The sequence below is a fragment of the Alphaproteobacteria bacterium genome, assembly GCA_033762625.1.
Taxonomy (GTDB): domain Bacteria; phylum Pseudomonadota; class Alphaproteobacteria; order UBA9219; family RGZA01; genus RGZA01.
Genome location: JANRLI010000005.1, coordinates 168,139 through 185,247, shown reverse-complemented (window position 1 = coordinate 185,247; position 17,109 = coordinate 168,139). Strand labels below are relative to the sequence as shown.

Here is a 17,109-nt window from a genome sequence, read left to right as displayed (position 1 = left end):
GACCTTCTAATCAGTTGCGATACTGATATAGGCCATTGAAACTAAAACTGCAATAGATTCCTAAAAAGGTTTCACAAATGCCGGAATGATAATGGCCAGTACCGCAAACGGAATGAATACCAGCAATTTCATGAGGATATGAGAGGCGTTCACCTTCCCTTAATATCGCTCCTTTATACGTGAGATCTTAAATTCCCTCCTGCCCATCTCAAGAAAAGGCTGCTCCCCCATGGCTCTTCGCACCGGAAATGACACGCTTGGCACACGCCGTACCCTGACCGCTAATGGCAAATCCTATGACTACTATAGTCTTAAAGCAGCTGAGCAAAAAATCGGCAGCATTGCTGGCCTTCCTTATTCGCTGAAAATTCTTTTGGAAAATTTGCTGCGTTTTGAAAACGGCACAACGGTAAATGTCGATGACATCAAAGCGATTGCTGAATGGCTCAAGACCAAAAAAAGCGACCGCGAAATTGCATACCGTCCTGCCCGTGTGCTGATGCAGGATTTCACCGGCGTTCCAGCCGTGGTTGATTTAGCCGCGATGCGCGAAGCGGTGAAAAGTTTTGGCGGTAATGTTGAATCCGTAAACCCACTATGTGCGGTTGATCTGGTTATCGACCATTCGGTGATGGTGGATAAATTCGGTGATAAGAATGCATTCGCATATAACGTCGCCAAAGAATTCGAACGCAATGGCGAGCGTTATTCATTCCTTCGTTGGGGCCAACAGGCATTTGAAAATTTCCGCGTCGTACCACCCGGCACCGGTATCTGCCATCAGGTAAACGTGGAATATCTTGCCCAAGTGGTGTGGACCGATAAAGACCAAACCGGAAAACAAATTGCGTATCCCGATACACTTGTTGGAACAGACAGCCACACGACCATGGTGAATGGCATGGCGGTTTTGGGTTGGGGCGTTGGCGGTATTGAAGCTGAAGCATGCATGCTCGGTCAACCCACATCGATGCTTATTCCTGAAGTCATCGGTTTCAAATTAAAAGGTAAATTGAAGGAAGGTTGCACCGCGACCGATTTGGTGCTCACCGTTACCAACATGCTGCGCAAAAAAGGCGTGGTAAATAAATTCGTGGAATTCTATGGCTCTGGTTTGGATACACTTCCACTTGCTGACCGCGCAACTATTGCCAACATGGCACCGGAATATGGCGCAACCTGCGGCATCTTCCCGATAGATGCTGAAACCATTCGCTATTTGAACTTCACCTGCCGTGATGCTGACCGCGTTGCGTTGGTGGAAGCCTATGCCAAGGAACAAGGCATGTGGCGCGATGCAAGTTCACCAGACCCCGTATTCACCGATACGCTGGAACTTGATTTATCAACAGTTGAACCATCGCTTGCTGGCCCGCGTTTGCCACAAGACCGCGTTGCATTGTCAAAGGTTGCATCGGCATTCGAAGAAGATCTTAAGAAATACAAGATCGAAGGCGATGCACGTCATACCAAAACACCAGTTGAAGGCACCGATTATACAGTCACGCATGGTGACGTTGTAATCGCCGCCATCACTTCTTGCACCAACACTTCCAACCCCAGCGTGATGGTCGCAGCAGGTTTGGTTGCGAAAAAAGCGGTTGAAAAAGGGCTGACCGTTAAGCCATGGGTGAAAACATCGCTTGCCCCTGGCAGCCAGGTGGTGACCGATTATTTGAAAGCTGCTGGGCTTGATATGCCGCTGGATATGCTTGGTTTCAATCTGGTGGGCTATGGGTGCACGACCTGCATTGGTAATTCCGGCCCATTGCCTGAAGCTGTTTCTGCTGCGATTACCAAAGGTAACTTGGCAGTTGCAGCCGTGCTTTCCGGTAATCGCAATTTCGAAGGCCGCGTGAACCCGCAAACCAAAGCGAACTATCTGGCATCACCGCCACTTTGCGTTGTGTATGCATTGACCGGAACCGTGACCATCGATTTTGAAAAAGACCCGATCGGTACTGGCCGCGATGGCAAGCCCGTATTCTTGAAAGACATCTGGCCAAGCAACCAAGAAGTTGCAGCGACCGTTGAAAAATGCCTGACACCCAAAATGTTCCGAGACCGCTACGCCGATGTGTTCAAAGGACCAGAGGAATGGCAGAAGGTAAAGACCGCAACCGGTTTAACCTATCAATGGGATCCTGTTTCAACGTATGTGAAACATCCACCCTTGTTCGAAGGCATGCAAAAACAGCCAACCAAGGTGAAGGATATTTTGCGCGCAAAGCCACTTGCGGTTTTTGCAGACAGCATCACCACCGACCATATTTCACCAGCAGGAGATATCAGCGCGAAAAGCCCTGCTGGCGCATATCTCGTTGAACACAAAGTGACCAAGGAAGATTTCAATTCCTATGGCGCACGCCGTGGCAATCACGAAATCATGATGCGTGGCACCTTCGCGAATATCCGCATCAAGAATGAATTATTGCCGGGCACTGAAGGTGGCATTACCAAATATCTGCCAACAGGTGAAACCATGTCGATCTATGATGCCGCCATGCGTTACATCGCCGCCAATGTTCCATTGATGATCATCGCCGGTAAGGAATACGGAACCGGTTCCAGCCGCGACTGGGCCGCAAAGGGTACGAAATTACTCGGTGTACGTGCTGTTATTGCCGAAAGCTTCGAGCGTATTCACAGAAGCAATCTGGTAGGCATGGGCGTATTGCCGCTTGAATTCAAAAACGGTATGACACGTGCCGATTTGAAACTGGATGGTTCGGAAGATTTATCCATCATCGGCATCGAAAAGGGATTGAAGCCGCGCATGGAATTATTCCTGACGATTTCAAAAGCTGGTACGCCAGACCGTCAAGTTCCGCTGCTGTGCCGTATTGATACAGCCGATGAAATCGAATACTATGCCAATGGCGGTATTCTGCCGTATGTATTACGCGGCATGATGGCGGCGTAATCTTAGGACAAAGAAGATGTAACCGTTGTTAAAGCAGTCCTGATACACGGGGTTGCTGGCAAGAAAACGGCAGCATAGCTTGCAAGCTGTGCAAGACGCATGTTGTATGCTGCCTCTACTTTTGAAAGATGTGATGCCGCTAGATATCTCGCCGCTGGCTTCATTACCATCCGACCCGCCACAAGCGCAGGCCCGCTTGCAAAAAATGCTGACACTGCAAATTCTGTAGCTGTAGTTGTAGGAACACCCAAAACTTTGGCAGCTGCAAACATCGCAATTGGCGACAACACATGTGCGGCGACATGAACGGTTATTGCACCGTATGTTTCGCATATTCCATTCGCTAAAATAGACTGTGTCCGTGTGTTCATACGCCCATGTTAATAATGAGCCGTAGCCGTGAATAGCGCAGAATTAGTTTCAGAACGAATTAATCCAAGATATTAAAATAATCCAAAAATCTTTCCGTCTGCGCCAACGCCGATTTTTTCAGCGGCAGGTTCACGCGGCAAACCCGGCATCGTCATAATATCACCCGCCAATGCCACTACAAATCCTGCGCCTGCGCTTAACCGCACATCACGAATGGGGAATGTGAAACCTTCCGGCGCGCCCATCAGTGCCGGATCACTTGAAAAACTATATTGTGTTTTAGCGATGCAGACTGAAAGTTTGCCATAGCCATCCCTTTCAAACTGTTCCAGTTTTTTGGCGGCTTTTGCATCAATCGCCACATCCTTCGCGCGGTAGATTGTTTGCGCGATGGATTTGACTTTGTCCTTTAATGACAGGCTGTCATCGTAAATCGGTTTGAACTGGCTTGTACCGCTTTCGGCCAGTTTTACAACGGTTTCTGCCAAGCCCTTTGCGCCTTTTCCGCCCTCGCCCCAATGCGTGCATAAATGCACCGGAACACCCATCGCCTTACACGCATCTTCCACCACTTTGCTTTCTGCTGGTGTATCAGATGTAAAGTGATTAATGGCAACCACCACCGGCAGACCATATTTTTTCATGTTCTCCACATGGCGTTGCAAATTGGTAAGGCCACGCTTTACTGCATCCGTATCTTCGCGGTTTAAATCGGTCTTCAAAACGCCGCCATGAAGTTTCAGCGCGCGGATGGTTGCAACCACCACGCAAGCATCGGGTTTCAAACCCGATTGTCTGCATTTGATATCAAGGAATTTTTCAGCGCCCAAATCCGCGCCAAATCCGGCTTCGGTCACAACATAATCACCGAGCTTAAGTGCGGCATTGGTCGCGATCACCGAATTGCACCCATGCGCAATATTCGCAAATGGTCCGCCATGAATAAGCGCCGGTGTTCCTTCCAGGCTCTGCACCAGATTGGGATTAAGGGCATCTTTAAGCAGTGCAGCCATAGCGCCGGTTGCTTTTACATCTGCTGCGGTAATGACGCCGCCGCCTTGCTTTTGCGCAATGACCATTTTATCAAGGCGCGCTTTTAAATCATCGGCATCTTTGGCCAAGCAAAAAATCGCCATCACTTCGGATGCAACGGTGATATCAAATCCGTCTTCGCGTGGAATACCGTTATTTCCGAGGCCCACCACGGTTTGACGAAGGGCACGGTCATTCATATCCATCGCGCGTTTGAGGTTTATTTTGCGCGTATCCACGTTCAAGGCATTACCCCAATACATATGATTATCAAGCAGTGCGGCAAGCAGATTATGCGCCGAAGTAATCGCATGAAAATCACCGGTGAAATGTAAATTGATATCTTCCATCGGGCCAACTTGTGCATAACCGCCACCCGTTGCGCCGCCCTTCATGCCAAAGCATGGGCCAAGTGAAGGTTCACGAAGCGCAATCACGGTTTTTTTGCCGATTAAAGTCAGCGCATCGCCAAGACCAATCGTGGTGGTTGTCTTTCCTTCACCGGCTGCCGTTGGATTAATCGCGGTAACAAGCACCAGTTTGGGATTTTTGCGCGGCGGGAGTTTTTTAAGCCAAGCAAGATCGATTTTAGCTTTGGTATGCCCGTAGCGGAACAATACACCCTCGGGTATGCCTAATTTGGCGGCAATTGCTTCAATGGGCGCAAGCGGGGTTTTCTGGGCAATCTCAAGGTCGATGGTGGAAGCCATTTTTTAGTCTTTCGTTGGGCCGGCTGTTTCATATCAGCGACATAAGGTGCAAAAAATGCTTTATTTACTGATAAGGAGCGTGAGTCGCTTGGAATTATTGCATGTTGCATGCTAATAATCCGCATCAATAATTTAAGCTTTGTTGGAGTTAAAGAGTTATGGGTAACCCACATTCACATGGTGCGCAATGCAGCCATGATGCACCGCAGAAGAATGGCCAAGAAGAGTGCCACGATGAAAGCAAACGGGATTTTATCTTCATTTCAGCCGCATCGATGGCAGCCGTTGGAACGGGTGTCGTTGCATGGCCGTTTGTTGCAACCTTAGGCCCTGCAAAAGATACGCTGGCGCTTTCCACCACCGAAATCGATTTATCGCATATTCAGGAAGGCCAGGCCGTCACCGTCATGTGGCGTGGCAAGCCTGTGTTCATCCGCCGCCGCACCGCGCAAGATATCGAACTTGCCCGCAAGGTTGATAGCGATGCCGCAACATTCAATAACCTGCGTGACAAACAAAAAGATGCTGACCGTGTAAAGCAGTCCACCTTTGGCGGTAAAGAAATGCCGCAATGGCTGGTGATGGTTGGTGTGTGCACCCATTTGGGCTGCGTGCCGATGGGTCAGAAATCAACCGATATGCACGGCGATTTCGATGGTTGGTTCTGTCCATGCCATGGTTCGCACTATGATAGTGCAGGCCGCATCCGCAAAGGCCCGGCACCGCATAATCTTGCTGTTCCCACCTACACCTTCCTTTCCGAAAACCGCATTCGCATTGGCTAAGAACGCGGTTAAGTCTTCACTATACTACAAGGATTTCTTCTATGGCCGGTAACACCACCCCCACCGATTTTGGCAACCCCGTTATCAACTGGATTGATAAGCGCCTACCCATCTTCACTATGATGCAAAAAGAGTATGGAGTGTTTCCAACTCCACGCAACTTCAACTATCTGTGGAACTTTGGCGCGATTGCTATGGTCATGCTGATGGTAATGATTGCATCTGGCCTTGTGCTGGCGATGCACTACACCGCTGATACTAAACTTTCATTCAATGTAGTTGAACGCATCATGCGCGATGTGGATTACGGATGGCTTGTGCGTTACATCCACATGAACGGCGCATCCATGTTCTTTATTGCCGTTTATATTCACATCTTCCGTGGCCTGTATTACGGATCATATAAACAGCCACGCGAATTATTGTGGATTTTGGGCGTGCTCATTCTGTTGCTGATGATGGCCACCGCATTCATGGGCTATGTGCTTCCTTGGGGTCAAATGAGCTTCTGGGGCGCAACCGTTATCACCAATTTATTTAGTGCTATCCCGCTTATTGGCGACACGATCGTGACATGGCTGTGGGGTGGTTTCTCGGTTGATAATCCAACTCTTACCCGCTTCTTTGCGCTGCACTTCCTGATGCCGTTCGTTATCCTTGGCGTTGTGTTCTTGCACATTGCGGCTTTGCACGTATCGGGCTCGAACAACCCGCTGGGCATCGAACCAAAATCAGACAAGGATACCGTTCCCTTCAGCCCTTATTATACTGTCAAGGATCTGTTCGGCGTGTGCGTATTCCTGATTGTGTATGCAGCGTTTGTATTCTATGCACCAAACTATATGGGCCATCCTGATAACTACACCCCGGCTAACCCGATGGTCACGCCTGCGCACATCGTGCCTGAATGGTACTTCTTGCCCTTCTATGCGATTTTACGCTCCTTCACCATCGACATCGTTGTACCATTCACCGACATCATCATTATCTCCTCCAAGCTTGGCGGCGTGTTGCTGATGTTTGGCTCCATCGCAATGATGTTCATCCTCCCTTGGCTGGATACATCTCCTGTACGTTCGGCGCGTTTCCGTCCGTTGTATCAGAAGTTCTTCTGGTTGCACATGGCGGTATGCATCACGCTGGGCTTCATGGGCGCAAAGCCGCCTGAAGGCATCTACACGATTACCAGCCAGATTTGCACATTCCTTTACTTTGCGCATTATCTCATCGTGCTGCCAGTGCTGAACAAAATTGAAAAGCCTCTGCCGCTGCCACCCAGCATCCACGAAGCTATTCTCGCTGATAAGAAATAAGATTTGGAGTTTGTATCTATGAATCGTTTTTTTGCAGTTATCGCCCTAGCGACAACATTAATCGCATCACCCGCATGGGCGAATGAGTCAGAACATCATCTTCGCACCCCTGAAGGCGGCTGGCCGCAATCCGGGTTGTTTGGAACGTATGATCGCGGCGCATTGCAACGCGGCTTTCTGGTTTACAAGCAGGTTTGCGCAGCTTGCCATTCCATGAACCTGCTCAGCTACCGCAACCTTGCATCCATCGGCTATAGTGAAAACGAAGTGAAAGCCATTGCTTCCGAATACACGGTGACCGACGGCCCGAATGACGAAGGCGCAATGTTTGAACGCCCTGCACTGCCATCCGACCATTTCAAAGCACCGTTTGCCAATGAAAAGGCTGCACGTGCAGCCAACAACGGCGCTTACCCACCAGATTTATCGCTTATCGTAAAAGCGCGCCACGGCGGTGAAGATTACATTTATTCCCTCCTGACCGGTTACGGCACCCCGCCAGAAGATGTGAAGCTCATGCCCGGCATGAATTATAATGATGTGTTCCCGGGCCTCCAAATCGCGATGCCATCACCGCTTTCAGGCGACGACCTTGTTTCCTACAGCGATGGCACCAAAGCAACGAAGGAACAAATGGCTAAAGACGTAACGCAGTTTCTTGCATGGGCGGCAGAACCCCATATGGAAGATAGAAAGCGTTTTGGCGCACGTGCCATTATCTTTCTGCTTGTGATGGCAGGCATTTTCTATGCGGCAAAGCGCAGCCTGTGGCGTGACCTGCACTAAAAGGTTTGCATAGCCCAAAAACACAAAACCCTGCCGCAGACGCTGGCAGGGTTTTTTATTATCCCATTGAAGTGATACTTATGAGTTCACTTCTTTATAGTTGCGGCCGTTCTGGTTTGCATCGCCTGCAAGAAACCGTGCTATGCCGCGAAGAACTTTGCCTGTGACGCGGAAGAATGTTGCACAGGCAGCGTTCATACTCATGAGCATTTTTTCTAACCCTGTCTTTTCTTCTCCGATGTACATAGTCCCTCCAAAAATACATAAAGTTTTTTATAGTTTTTATGTATTGAGTATATTTCATACTGGTTAAGTATGAATTAAGAAACATGCTTAAAATAAAGGGTTTCTTAGCATTCTGATTTATAAGGGGATTTTTTGGCGCGCTAACCAAGTTAGCGGAAAAAACGCAATGCTTAATCCAATAGCGGATGGCTGGTTTTGATGTAACCAAGCGTTGCGATTAGCGGTAATGCCACCTGACTGCGTTTTCCTTCATCAACAAGATCAGCAGTGTTCAGCGCGGTTTGCATCGTGTCGCGCCAACGCTCATCTTTATAAAGGTCTTTTTCAGCACGTGCGCGCATGGCCAATATCAGCGCTTGCTGTTCTGGCTGGCTTGGGCTGGCGCGCAGATTAATCAGCTTGGTCATGATAGCAGTTGCGCGTTTAGGTTCATTGCGGCGCACTGCGGTTTCAACAAGCGTTGCATATGCTTCGGCTTTCTGATCAAGCCCCTTTAAATCGTTGATGAAGTTTTCGGTCACATCGTATTCGCCGCGCTTGCCTAATTCTTCAATCGCGGCGGAAATCGTCCATGGGTTTTGCTCCATAACCACACGCAGCATACTGAATGCGGTTTCCGGTTCGCCCATGGCCGCGGCCGCGACCGCTAATTCGGGCGGGGTGCTTTCGTCACGGTTTTCGGTCTTCACATTCGTGAACTGTTCGCTTTCAATCGCATCGTAAATTTTTTTGCCTTCCGCTTCGCGGTCGGTCAGTTTCAGCGCCTGCGCCACGATGCTCTTTTGCCAGCTGCATTGATTGTCCTCGACATAATCGCGGGCTTGGTCTGCGAATTGGCGGGCCTCGACTGCATTATTATTCCATGCCGCCTGCTTCGTCATATCCATCAGGTTGTAAAGCTTGGAGGAACAGTCGCTAATGCGCTGTGAAATTTTAAAGGACTGGTCTTTCTCGCCAATCAACATCATCGCGCGCGCAAGAAACATGAGCGACTCTTGATTATCATTGACCTTGCTCTTGGTCATGAGCGCATTGATGAATGGCAAAATAATATCGCGCGCGCGGTCGGGCTGACCCAATAGATGATAGGCAACGCCAAGCGATAGCCAATCCCACCGCGCATTCACAATCGGATGTTCAAGGGCTGGTAACAGTGTTTCAATGCGATAGAGAAAACAAGCATCGGTAGACGGACCAGTTGATGTTGCAATGCCGTGTTCAGCCAAAAAATCCTCGACATAATTACCGCGCTCGCAGGACAGGCTGCGGATACGGCTGCGGAAATCCATAATATCGAAATCACCGATAAACTGATTGGTAATCAATTGCACCGCAATCGTGCTTTCGGGATAGTCATTCACAATCTTCTTTAACGACTTGTCGGCGCCGCGCAGCAACCGTACAGCTTCACGTGTGTCATAGGTTGCCCCGGCACGGCGGATAAGCTGCATCGCTTCGGTAAAGGTGCGGTTCGCCTGTTGGTTCGGGTCATCGGCCATGACTGGCGAAGCCAAAACCACATTCAAGCAAAACAGGAGGAAGAACCGGAACACGAGATAACCAGCGATCTTGGGGCTAATAAATTGAGGAACCTCGCCAAATTAAGGTTTTCCACAGGTAAAGGCAAGACCTAGCTAACAGCTAAAGCCCATTAATTGGGCTTCCTTTGGGGTATTTGACCTTGAAGCCCAGCGTATAGCCTTTTTCCTCGTTGGGTTTCAGCGTCGTTTTCCACACCACTACGCCCAGCCGGTTATCCGGATCTTTGATGGAATCCTTGCTTGTCAAATCTTCGATTACTTCGGTTTTAACATCGCCATCATTTGAGATGGGATATTGTTCGTAAATTGTAATTGGCAAATCTGTCTTGTGCAGATTTTGCAATTTGGTTTCATATTGGCGAACAATCGTAGCATCGCCAACCAACAAGGCGGGGTTGCTGGTGTCATCCTTGATACGCTTGTACGTCACCTTCACACGGTCATCAGTGCCAAAGGACAAATCTGCTTTTTCAGATGGTCGCAGCAACGGCATAGCGGCATTGCCAATAAACGTACCATCGCGGTATTTGGAAACCGGGCCAGGGATAACCGGAAAATCGGCAGTGTTGGTTGCTTCAACAAATAAATAAGCATGCGGGTCAAGCCGCGGGGTAACACGCGCTGACAATGCCGACTTCATTTTTACGGTATTAATATAAAGCTTTGTAGCATCCGAGGTTGATTTCAAATCAATACGCCCGGGTACCTTAAATTCTGCGGCATATTCGGTGGATACAACGCTCGCTTGTTGTAACTCGGCTTCAATCGCAACGGGTTCGGGAGCCGCAGGCGCGGCAGCAGCCAGACTATCCATTGCAGCGCCGGCCGGTGCAGAGCGTTTTGCCATCTGGTTATAAGAACTTTCCATCATCGCGATCGGCGGCGGCGCATAAGTGCCCACGCGCCAATCACGCAGGGGCGGCATTTCCGAACTCATCGCTGGCCGTGCCGTGGAAAGGGTCAGCACAATATCCGACCAATCCTCACCGGTTTGTTGACGCACTTGCCCATATTGCTCAAGCGCCAACTCGCCGCCAGATGTATCGAGGCGTGCATCATAAACCGGTTGCCATGTCACACCATTGCTTTGATAGGTAAGCGTCAGCGTCACATCGCTTTCACCCGATGCTTCCAGATGAATTTGCGCATCGCGGCGTTCCATTGCTTTGGTGCTGCGCACTTGCGCCAATTCCTGATTCAATTTTTGCAGCACAACATCAATCTTGCGCAGCGCAATTCGCTTGGCCGCAAGTTCCTTTTGTGTATCCACCATACCTGTTTGCAGCAGCGACCATGCTTGCGTCCATTTTTCGGGCTGGAAATCTATCTTGGCGCCTGTGGTTACATCGCTCTTTTCTGCGCCAGCATTCACCAGCCGTGTGATAAACGATGCCCGCGTATCAAGGGCGGTGATTTCAGCTTCAATCAGCGCGCGTTCATCTTGCTTGGCTTCAACCTCTGCCATTTTGGCACGTTCAGCTTCGCCTGCCAATTCCGACAGATACACATGCTTGACTTCTACCGCGCCGATTTTGATGGCGGCCGTACCTTTTCCTTCAACACGAAGCGATGCTTCATTCACTCCTGAAGGAATATTTTTAATGGAAACGACATGCGCGCCGGATGGAACATGTGCTTTCACCTCACGTGTGATAATCGCACGATCTGGCAATACCGTTGCTGCGGTCACGCGCGATGTTGCATCGATGATGGTGGCACACGCGGCATGGCTGACCAGCATAAAACCTGAAGCCAGCAAACATAATGTGATGCGGCGTGAATGGTATTCAAACATCAAGGATCTCCTTACAGCGGAAGCGACAACCGGACATTCATAGTTTTATGTCAGTGCCTATAAAAAGCAACCGGATAGATGCAACTGTTTACGCAAAAGGCGGGCTGGATAACAGTGCAGTCATTTCCTTGGACAGAAGACCGGCAATCCGTTGGCGCTGGGCAGCATCGCGTAATAATGCTTCATCCTTGATGCTGGATAGAAAACCTGTCTCCAGAAGAATAGATGGAATATCCGGTGCGCGCAGTACCGCAAAATTGGCTGCACGAATGGGATTATCGAGTAATTGCCATTTGCCGCGTATGCCACGCACGATTTGTTTCTTGGCTTTAAGTGCGGCATTGCGCGTATGGCGCGCGGTCAAATCCATTAAAATCGCTGCAACATCCGGCTCCGTGCCTTTCAGGTCAACGCCGCCAACCTCATCCACACTGTTTTCCCGCATCGCGAGTTCGCGAGCAAATTTATCCGTACCTTTTTCAGAAAGCGAATATGCGGATAATCCGCGGGCGGCTTGGGTTGGCGCACTATCGGCATGAATGGAAATGAATAAATCAGCACGGGCTTCACGCGCGATGTTCACGCGCTCCTTGAGCGGCAGGAATACATCACTGCGCCGTGTGAGCTTGGCAAGCACATTCCCGCCCTGATTAAGGTTATCGACAAGACGCCGCGAAATATCGAGCGTTACGTCCTTTTCATAGGTGCCATGTTTGCCAATTGCGCCGGGGTCATGGCCGCCATGGCCCGGGTCAATCATAATCAGCCGTGGGGGTTTGGGCTTGCGGCCGGGCAATTGGCCGTTGTTTTTATCGGTATTTTTACCAAGGGCCGCAACCGTCTGGGCAAACGACTTGTGTGGCAAAATAAGGCACGAGCTCAAGGCCATCGCGCAGCCGGCCAACTGCATGAATTGCCTGCGGCGCAGTTTTAAATCGTTTTCTTGGTCAAAGGAGATGTCGTCGTCCTGCACGGGGGTATGCCTATCCGAATCAATATTCGAACATCATGCCAAGAACATCGTATAAAGAACAGGGGGCAGCATCGGGAATAAATCGTATTTAGAGGTTATTAAGGTGTTTATGTGACCAATAGAGTGTGCCTTCTGCCCACTTCAAAGATTCTTGAAACATTATGCAAAACCTCCTTCTGCTTGCTGCCTTATTTTTTTCCGCATTTTTTTCCATTGTTCTTCAGGCGCCGACTGTGTTCGCGGCATCCAATACGGAAGGATGCAATAATTACGTCCCGACCGAGGTGGATGTAAAAGTTCAATACGATGAAGTGGATTATGATTACACAACGCCGATGCTCAAAATCCGCGATTTATCGGAAGGTGGAAAAGGCAAAGACAGTCTTCACAGCGAAGCATGGCCCGTTGGACTTTCAACAGGCGAGATGTATTTTCGCGTCAACAGCGACATCATGAAAATGCGCGCAGGCTACAGCCAGACCACCTGTGGCCAGATTAAATCCATTCAGGTCGAATTCGGGTTTAAAGACAACAAGATTTATGTGGCCAAGGAATTCCCCAAACGCTCCTGCCCATTCAAAGTTGTGCTCGCGCATGAAGAAAAACACAAAGCCGTTGATCGCGCGCTTCTGGAAGACCATTCCGAAAAAATCCGCATTGCGATGCGTGACATCGCAAAGAAAATCGGCGTAGTGCAATCCGCATCTGCCGTTGTGGTGGAAGACCAGATTAATTCGGTCCTAAACCAGGAAGTTAATAAGCTGATGCGCGGCGTTGAAGATGATTTGAAAGAACGCCAGAAGGAAGTGGATACAAAGGAAGAATACCAGCGCGTTACCGATAGCTGCGAAGGCCGCACCATGGAAATCGTGCAGCAGCGTTTGGAATTACTGGAAGAATCCCATCCCGGCATTACCAAGGTCAGACAGGGCAGCCGCTAGACCGGACGAACAATCAATAAAAAAAGCCTGAAGGGTTTCTCCTTCAGGCTTTTTATTTCAGGGGGATCTTATTTTTGCGCAAAAAAAGTTTTGTGCAACAATCCGCCAATTAAACCGCCAGCAAGCGGCGCAACCCAGAATACCCAAAGCTGTTCAATAGCCCAGCCGCCTACGAACAACGCCTGACCCGTTGAACGCGCAGGATTGACGGATGTATTGGTTACGGGAATGGAGATTAAGTGGATAAGGGTAAGCGCAAGGCCAATCGGGATTGGCGCAAAGCCGGCAGGCACGCGGCTTTCGGTTGCACCCAAAATCACCAGCAAGAATAACGCGGTCAGCACCACTTCGATTATAACGCCCGCTTGAAACGTATAGCCCGCTGGTGAATGTTCGCCATATCCGTTGGCTGCAAAGCCGCCAATCGATGAATCAGCTTTACCCGTTGCAACAAGATAAATCACACCCGCCGCCGCACATGCGCCAAGCACTTGCGAAATCACATAGGGCACAAAATCCTTCCATGAAAAACGTCCGGCCACTGCCAAACCAAACGATACCGCCGGATTAAAATGGCCACCCGAAATCGGGCCGAAGGCATAGGCGCCGCATAATACGGTTAAACCAAACGCCAACGAGACGCCGGTAAAACCGATACCAAGGGTTGGAACAGCCGCTGCTAACACGGCGCTACCGCAACCGCCCAGCACAAGCAAAAAGGTTCCAAAAAATTCCGCTAAAAGTTTGTTGGGTGTTGAGTAAGTCATAAGGTTACTCCGATGTTGATTGAGGGGAGGCAGGCAAGGATTTCAGCGTGACCCAGTTCGCAGCAACGGGCAAGAATTCAGCTTCGCATTTGCAGCAAAGCAGCTAGGAAAATCAACCGATTATAGCGGATTAAGCGATTAGCAACGCGGGAAGATTAGTATATTTTCAAGAGGATGTATTAAAAGTGGTATCAAGGATCGATGAACAGCCGCGCGCTACACGCGCAAACGGCCAGACAAACCGCCCACGACTTATCGTGCTGGGCGATTCCATTACAGCGCATATAACAAGCGATCTGCAACGTGCGTTGCAACAGCATGGATCCAATTTGCGCGTGGATAACCGCGCGGTAGGCGGCAGCGCCATTTCCTATAACCGCAGTGACCGCAACTGGCTGCGCGATGGGCCGATGATTGCCGCAGGCATAAGACCCGGTGATGTGGTGTTATTCAATATCGGTCACAATGATTTTTATACGATGGGCAAACGCGCGGGCTGGGATAACCAGTTTCTGCATCGTAACCCCGGCTATATGAACAAGGCCACGTTCTTGCAACATTATGAAAACCTTATTCGTGAATTCCAGAACAACGGTGCGCGCGTGATTGTTGCAGGGCCCGTTCCTTATCTACGACCCAATGCGGGCGCAGCGCCGTTTTTAGAAACACATCATCAAGCGGCGCTTGACCGCATTCCCGAATTATCACGCGAGCTTGAGAATTTGAGCAAACGGCTGAATGTACAATTTATACCAAGTCTGGATAACCGCGCACTGCATGACAAATCATCGCGCGTCCCCGACGGCTTGCATTTAAACGCTGAAGGAATGCGCATTTTTTCCCAGCAGATTGCAAGCAATCTTGTAAACCCAACCCCGCGTCCCGCAGCAATTGCCGCCGCAACGCCATCATCCACGCCCACGACCAAGCCGTTTGTGATGCACCGGCATAATTCGGCTTAGATTTTTTAAGTGCTAACCGCGCTCATATATTTGCGTCAGCTTTTTTAAATTAAGCTTACATGTGTACGATTAATGCGGCAAATATAACTAAGCTAAAAGGGCATCTCTTTCGAGATGCCCTCTAGTTCTCAAGACAGTCTACCCAAAGGTAGATAGCTGAAGCCATTTAGGACGGAATTTCCATCCAAACCCCAGACTAACCTTAAAGATCGACTGGCTGGCTTCGAGAGAGAAAAATGCACAAATCATGTGCTATCTCCAATACTCGTGTGCGGGGTCCCTTACGGTAGTCGACACGCACATAAGGCCAACTGTAGAGGTTTTTTTAGTTTTTTGTCGGCTTGTGACCTCTTAACACGTTTCGACTATCTCGTTTGCAAGGAGAGACCTAGATCTAATCCTGCATATTTCAACTCTAAGATTAAAAAAATTAAATCTGAATTATAAAAAACTGGTGGACCCTAGCGGGATCGAACCGCTGACCTCTACAATGCCATCGTAGCGCTCTCCCAGCTGAGCTAAGGGCCCTTTTTGCATCTTGTGCAATACGTAGCGGCAATATGCTGATTTTACCGCATCAATGCAAGAGGCTTAATTAACTGCCATATTATCAATAAGGCGGGTCGCGCCAAGGCGCGCCGCAACAAAAAGCCGCACAGGATTATCAAGGCTGCGCACGGGCGCCAAGGTGCTGGCATCAGCAAGTTCCAGATAATCTACCTTAAAGCCGTTTTCAAATAACCCAACGCGCGCGGCCTTTAATGCGTCTTCAATGTTATCACCCGCCATGATTTCGTCGGCCACGCTGCGCAGCGTGATATTCAGCAATGACGCTTTTGCCCTATCCGCTGCATCGAGATAACGGTTGCGCGACGAGAGCGCGAGGCCATCTTCTTCCCGCACTATCGGCACACCGGTGATGCGCGTTGGAATATCCAGATCACGCGCAAGACGTTTGATGACTTGCAATTGCTGCCAATCCTTATCGCCAAAAAATGCTTCATCCGCTTGCACCTGATTGAGTAATTTAGTGACCACCGTTGCAACGCCTTCAAAATGCCCGGGGCGAAACGGGCCACATAAATAATCGGTCAGGCCAGTGACACTCACCTTGGTTGCAAACCCATCCGGATACATTTCGGTTGCTGTTGGCGCGAACAGCATATCCGCGCCCGCATCTTTCAATAACTGCGCATCCACATCCAGCACGCGGGGGTATTTGGCAAAATCTTCATTCGGGCCAAATTGTTTTGGGTTCACAAAAATGCTCACCACCGTTTTATGGCCAGCCTCCAGACTTTTCTTAACAAGGCTTAGATGCCCTTCATGCAATGCGCCCATGGTTGGCACAAACCCAATGGTTGCGCCTTGGCTGCGCCACCGGGCCACCAATTCGCGGCATTGCGTTATCTGTTCTATACTTATTAATCGTCCATGGGGCATTCGCTACTCACTTGCTTTTTAAAGGGGCTAGCTATAGGTTGCCGCCCCATACCACTAAGTATAATGCCCAGATGGCGGAATTGGTAGACGCGCTAGTTTCAGGTACTAGTGATTGAAAGGTCATGGAGGTTCGAGTCCTCTTCTGGGCACCATTACAGCTTCAGCGTGAAGCATCTATTTATACGACGTGTAACATACCGCTCACCAGATGTTTTTAATCAAGCTTGTTGATCTTTGTCCAGAATTGTAAGCTCTTTTCATGCGTTTGCTTTGCATCCTACTTGTTTTTGTTTTCACACTCACAAGCCTGCCTTTAGCTGCAGGTATGTGCGTTGAAACTGGTGCAGGAAAGATTGAATCACGTTGCGATGATAAGGGCAACATCGCAGCTGATACTGATCATTGCCCCTGCTGCGCTGAGCAACCACAAAACATGTTTCCCTCATTTTATCAGTCTTTCCTTACCAAGCAGCTTGGCAAACTCTTGCCTGCTTTTGAGACTTCTGTCTCCAGCCGCAAT

At 49.5% G+C, this 17,109-nt stretch carries 14 protein-coding genes and 2 tRNA genes; 8 read left to right on the top strand and 8 right to left on the bottom strand.

Annotation, left to right across the window (positions count from 1 at the left end):
• Window positions 1–229 precede the first annotated feature (229 nt).
• A complete protein-coding gene (acnA, locus tag SFW65_03085; GenBank protein ID MDX1922098.1) occupies window positions 230–2,923 on the top strand; it encodes an aconitate hydratase AcnA in 2,694 nt (897 codons plus the stop codon).
• A 106-nt stretch (window positions 2,924–3,029) separates the two neighbouring features.
• Window positions 3,030–3,152 (top strand): hypothetical protein, encoded by a 123-nt coding sequence (locus tag SFW65_03080; GenBank protein MDX1922097.1) that lies wholly within the window; start codon window positions 3,030–3,032, stop codon window positions 3,150–3,152.
• Between the two features lie 214 nt (window positions 3,153–3,366).
• On the opposite strand, the gene SFW65_03075 is transcribed toward SFW65_03080, so the two are convergent.
• On the bottom strand, window positions 3,367–5,037 hold the full coding sequence (locus SFW65_03075; GenBank protein MDX1922096.1) for a formate--tetrahydrofolate ligase: 1,671 nt from the start codon (window positions 5,035–5,037) through the stop codon (window positions 3,367–3,369).
• A gap of 158 nt (window positions 5,038–5,195) precedes the next feature.
• On the opposite strand from SFW65_03075, the gene petA reads away from it, so the two are divergent.
• The 3 genes from petA to SFW65_03060 are packed head-to-tail and all read left to right on the top strand — an operon-like array spanning window position 5,196 to window position 7,921.
• Window positions 5,196–5,822: a ubiquinol-cytochrome c reductase iron-sulfur subunit gene (gene petA, locus SFW65_03070; protein ID MDX1922095.1), complete on the top strand. Its 627-nt coding sequence runs from the start codon at window positions 5,196–5,198 to the stop codon at window positions 5,820–5,822.
• 41 nt (window positions 5,823–5,863) lie between these two features.
• Window positions 5,864–7,135: a cytochrome b N-terminal domain-containing protein gene (locus tag SFW65_03065; protein ID MDX1922094.1), complete on the top strand. Its 1,272-nt coding sequence runs from the start codon at window positions 5,864–5,866 to the stop codon at window positions 7,133–7,135.
• A gap of 18 nt (window positions 7,136–7,153) precedes the next feature.
• Window positions 7,154–7,921, top strand: a complete 768-nt coding sequence (locus SFW65_03060) for a cytochrome c1 (protein MDX1922093.1) — start codon at window positions 7,154–7,156, stop codon at window positions 7,919–7,921.
• Between the two features lie 78 nt (window positions 7,922–7,999).
• Here the strand turns inward: SFW65_03060 and SFW65_03055 are convergent, their stop codons facing one another.
• The 4 genes from SFW65_03055 to SFW65_03040 form a co-directional block, all read right to left on the bottom strand.
• A complete protein-coding gene (locus SFW65_03055) occupies window positions 8,000–8,125 on the bottom strand; it encodes a hypothetical protein (protein MDX1922092.1) in 126 nt (41 codons plus the stop codon).
• A 212-nt stretch (window positions 8,126–8,337) separates the two neighbouring features.
• Window positions 8,338–9,666 carry a hypothetical protein gene (locus SFW65_03050; GenBank protein MDX1922091.1) on the bottom strand — a complete coding sequence of 443 codons (1,329 nt, stop codon included), beginning with the start codon at window positions 9,664–9,666 and terminating at the stop codon, window positions 8,338–8,340.
• A 142-nt stretch (window positions 9,667–9,808) separates the two neighbouring features.
• Window positions 9,809–11,503 carry a mucoidy inhibitor MuiA family protein gene (locus SFW65_03045; GenBank protein MDX1922090.1) on the bottom strand — a complete coding sequence of 565 codons (1,695 nt, stop codon included), beginning with the start codon at window positions 11,501–11,503 and terminating at the stop codon, window positions 9,809–9,811.
• A gap of 88 nt (window positions 11,504–11,591) precedes the next feature.
• Window positions 11,592–12,476 carry an N-acetylmuramoyl-L-alanine amidase gene (locus SFW65_03040; GenBank protein MDX1922089.1) on the bottom strand — a complete coding sequence of 295 codons (885 nt, stop codon included), beginning with the start codon at window positions 12,474–12,476 and terminating at the stop codon, window positions 11,592–11,594.
• Window positions 12,477–12,709: 233 nt separating this feature from the next.
• Between SFW65_03040 and SFW65_03035 the strand changes: the two genes are divergently transcribed.
• Window positions 12,710–13,417: a hypothetical protein gene (locus tag SFW65_03035; protein MDX1922088.1), complete on the top strand. Its 708-nt coding sequence runs from the start codon at window positions 12,710–12,712 to the stop codon at window positions 13,415–13,417.
• 68 nt (window positions 13,418–13,485) lie between these two features.
• Here SFW65_03035 and aqpZ read toward each other — a convergent pair whose 3' ends face one another.
• The gene (gene aqpZ, locus SFW65_03030; GenBank protein ID MDX1922087.1) at window positions 13,486–14,184 is read right to left on the bottom strand and encodes an aquaporin Z; all 699 of its coding nucleotides are present in this window, start codon (window positions 14,182–14,184) and stop codon (window positions 13,486–13,488) included.
• A 185-nt stretch (window positions 14,185–14,369) separates the two neighbouring features.
• On the opposite strand from aqpZ, the gene SFW65_03025 reads away from it, so the two are divergent.
• Window positions 14,370–15,146: an SGNH/GDSL hydrolase family protein gene (locus SFW65_03025; GenBank protein MDX1922086.1), complete on the top strand. Its 777-nt coding sequence runs from the start codon at window positions 14,370–14,372 to the stop codon at window positions 15,144–15,146.
• Window positions 15,147–15,598: 452 nt separating this feature from the next.
• Here SFW65_03025 and SFW65_03020 read toward each other — a convergent pair.
• Both SFW65_03020 and panC read right to left on the bottom strand, forming a co-directional pair.
• Window positions 15,599–15,674, bottom strand: a tRNA-Ala gene (locus SFW65_03020).
• A gap of 63 nt (window positions 15,675–15,737) precedes the next feature.
• Window positions 15,738–16,589: a pantoate--beta-alanine ligase gene (gene panC, locus SFW65_03015; GenBank protein ID MDX1922085.1), complete on the bottom strand. Its 852-nt coding sequence runs from the start codon at window positions 16,587–16,589 to the stop codon at window positions 15,738–15,740.
• Between the two features lie 65 nt (window positions 16,590–16,654).
• On the opposite strand from panC, the gene SFW65_03010 reads away from it, so the two are divergent.
• Window positions 16,655–16,741: transfer RNA gene (locus SFW65_03010), tRNA-Leu, on the top strand.
• The last annotated feature ends 368 nt before the right edge of the window (window positions 16,742–17,109 follow it).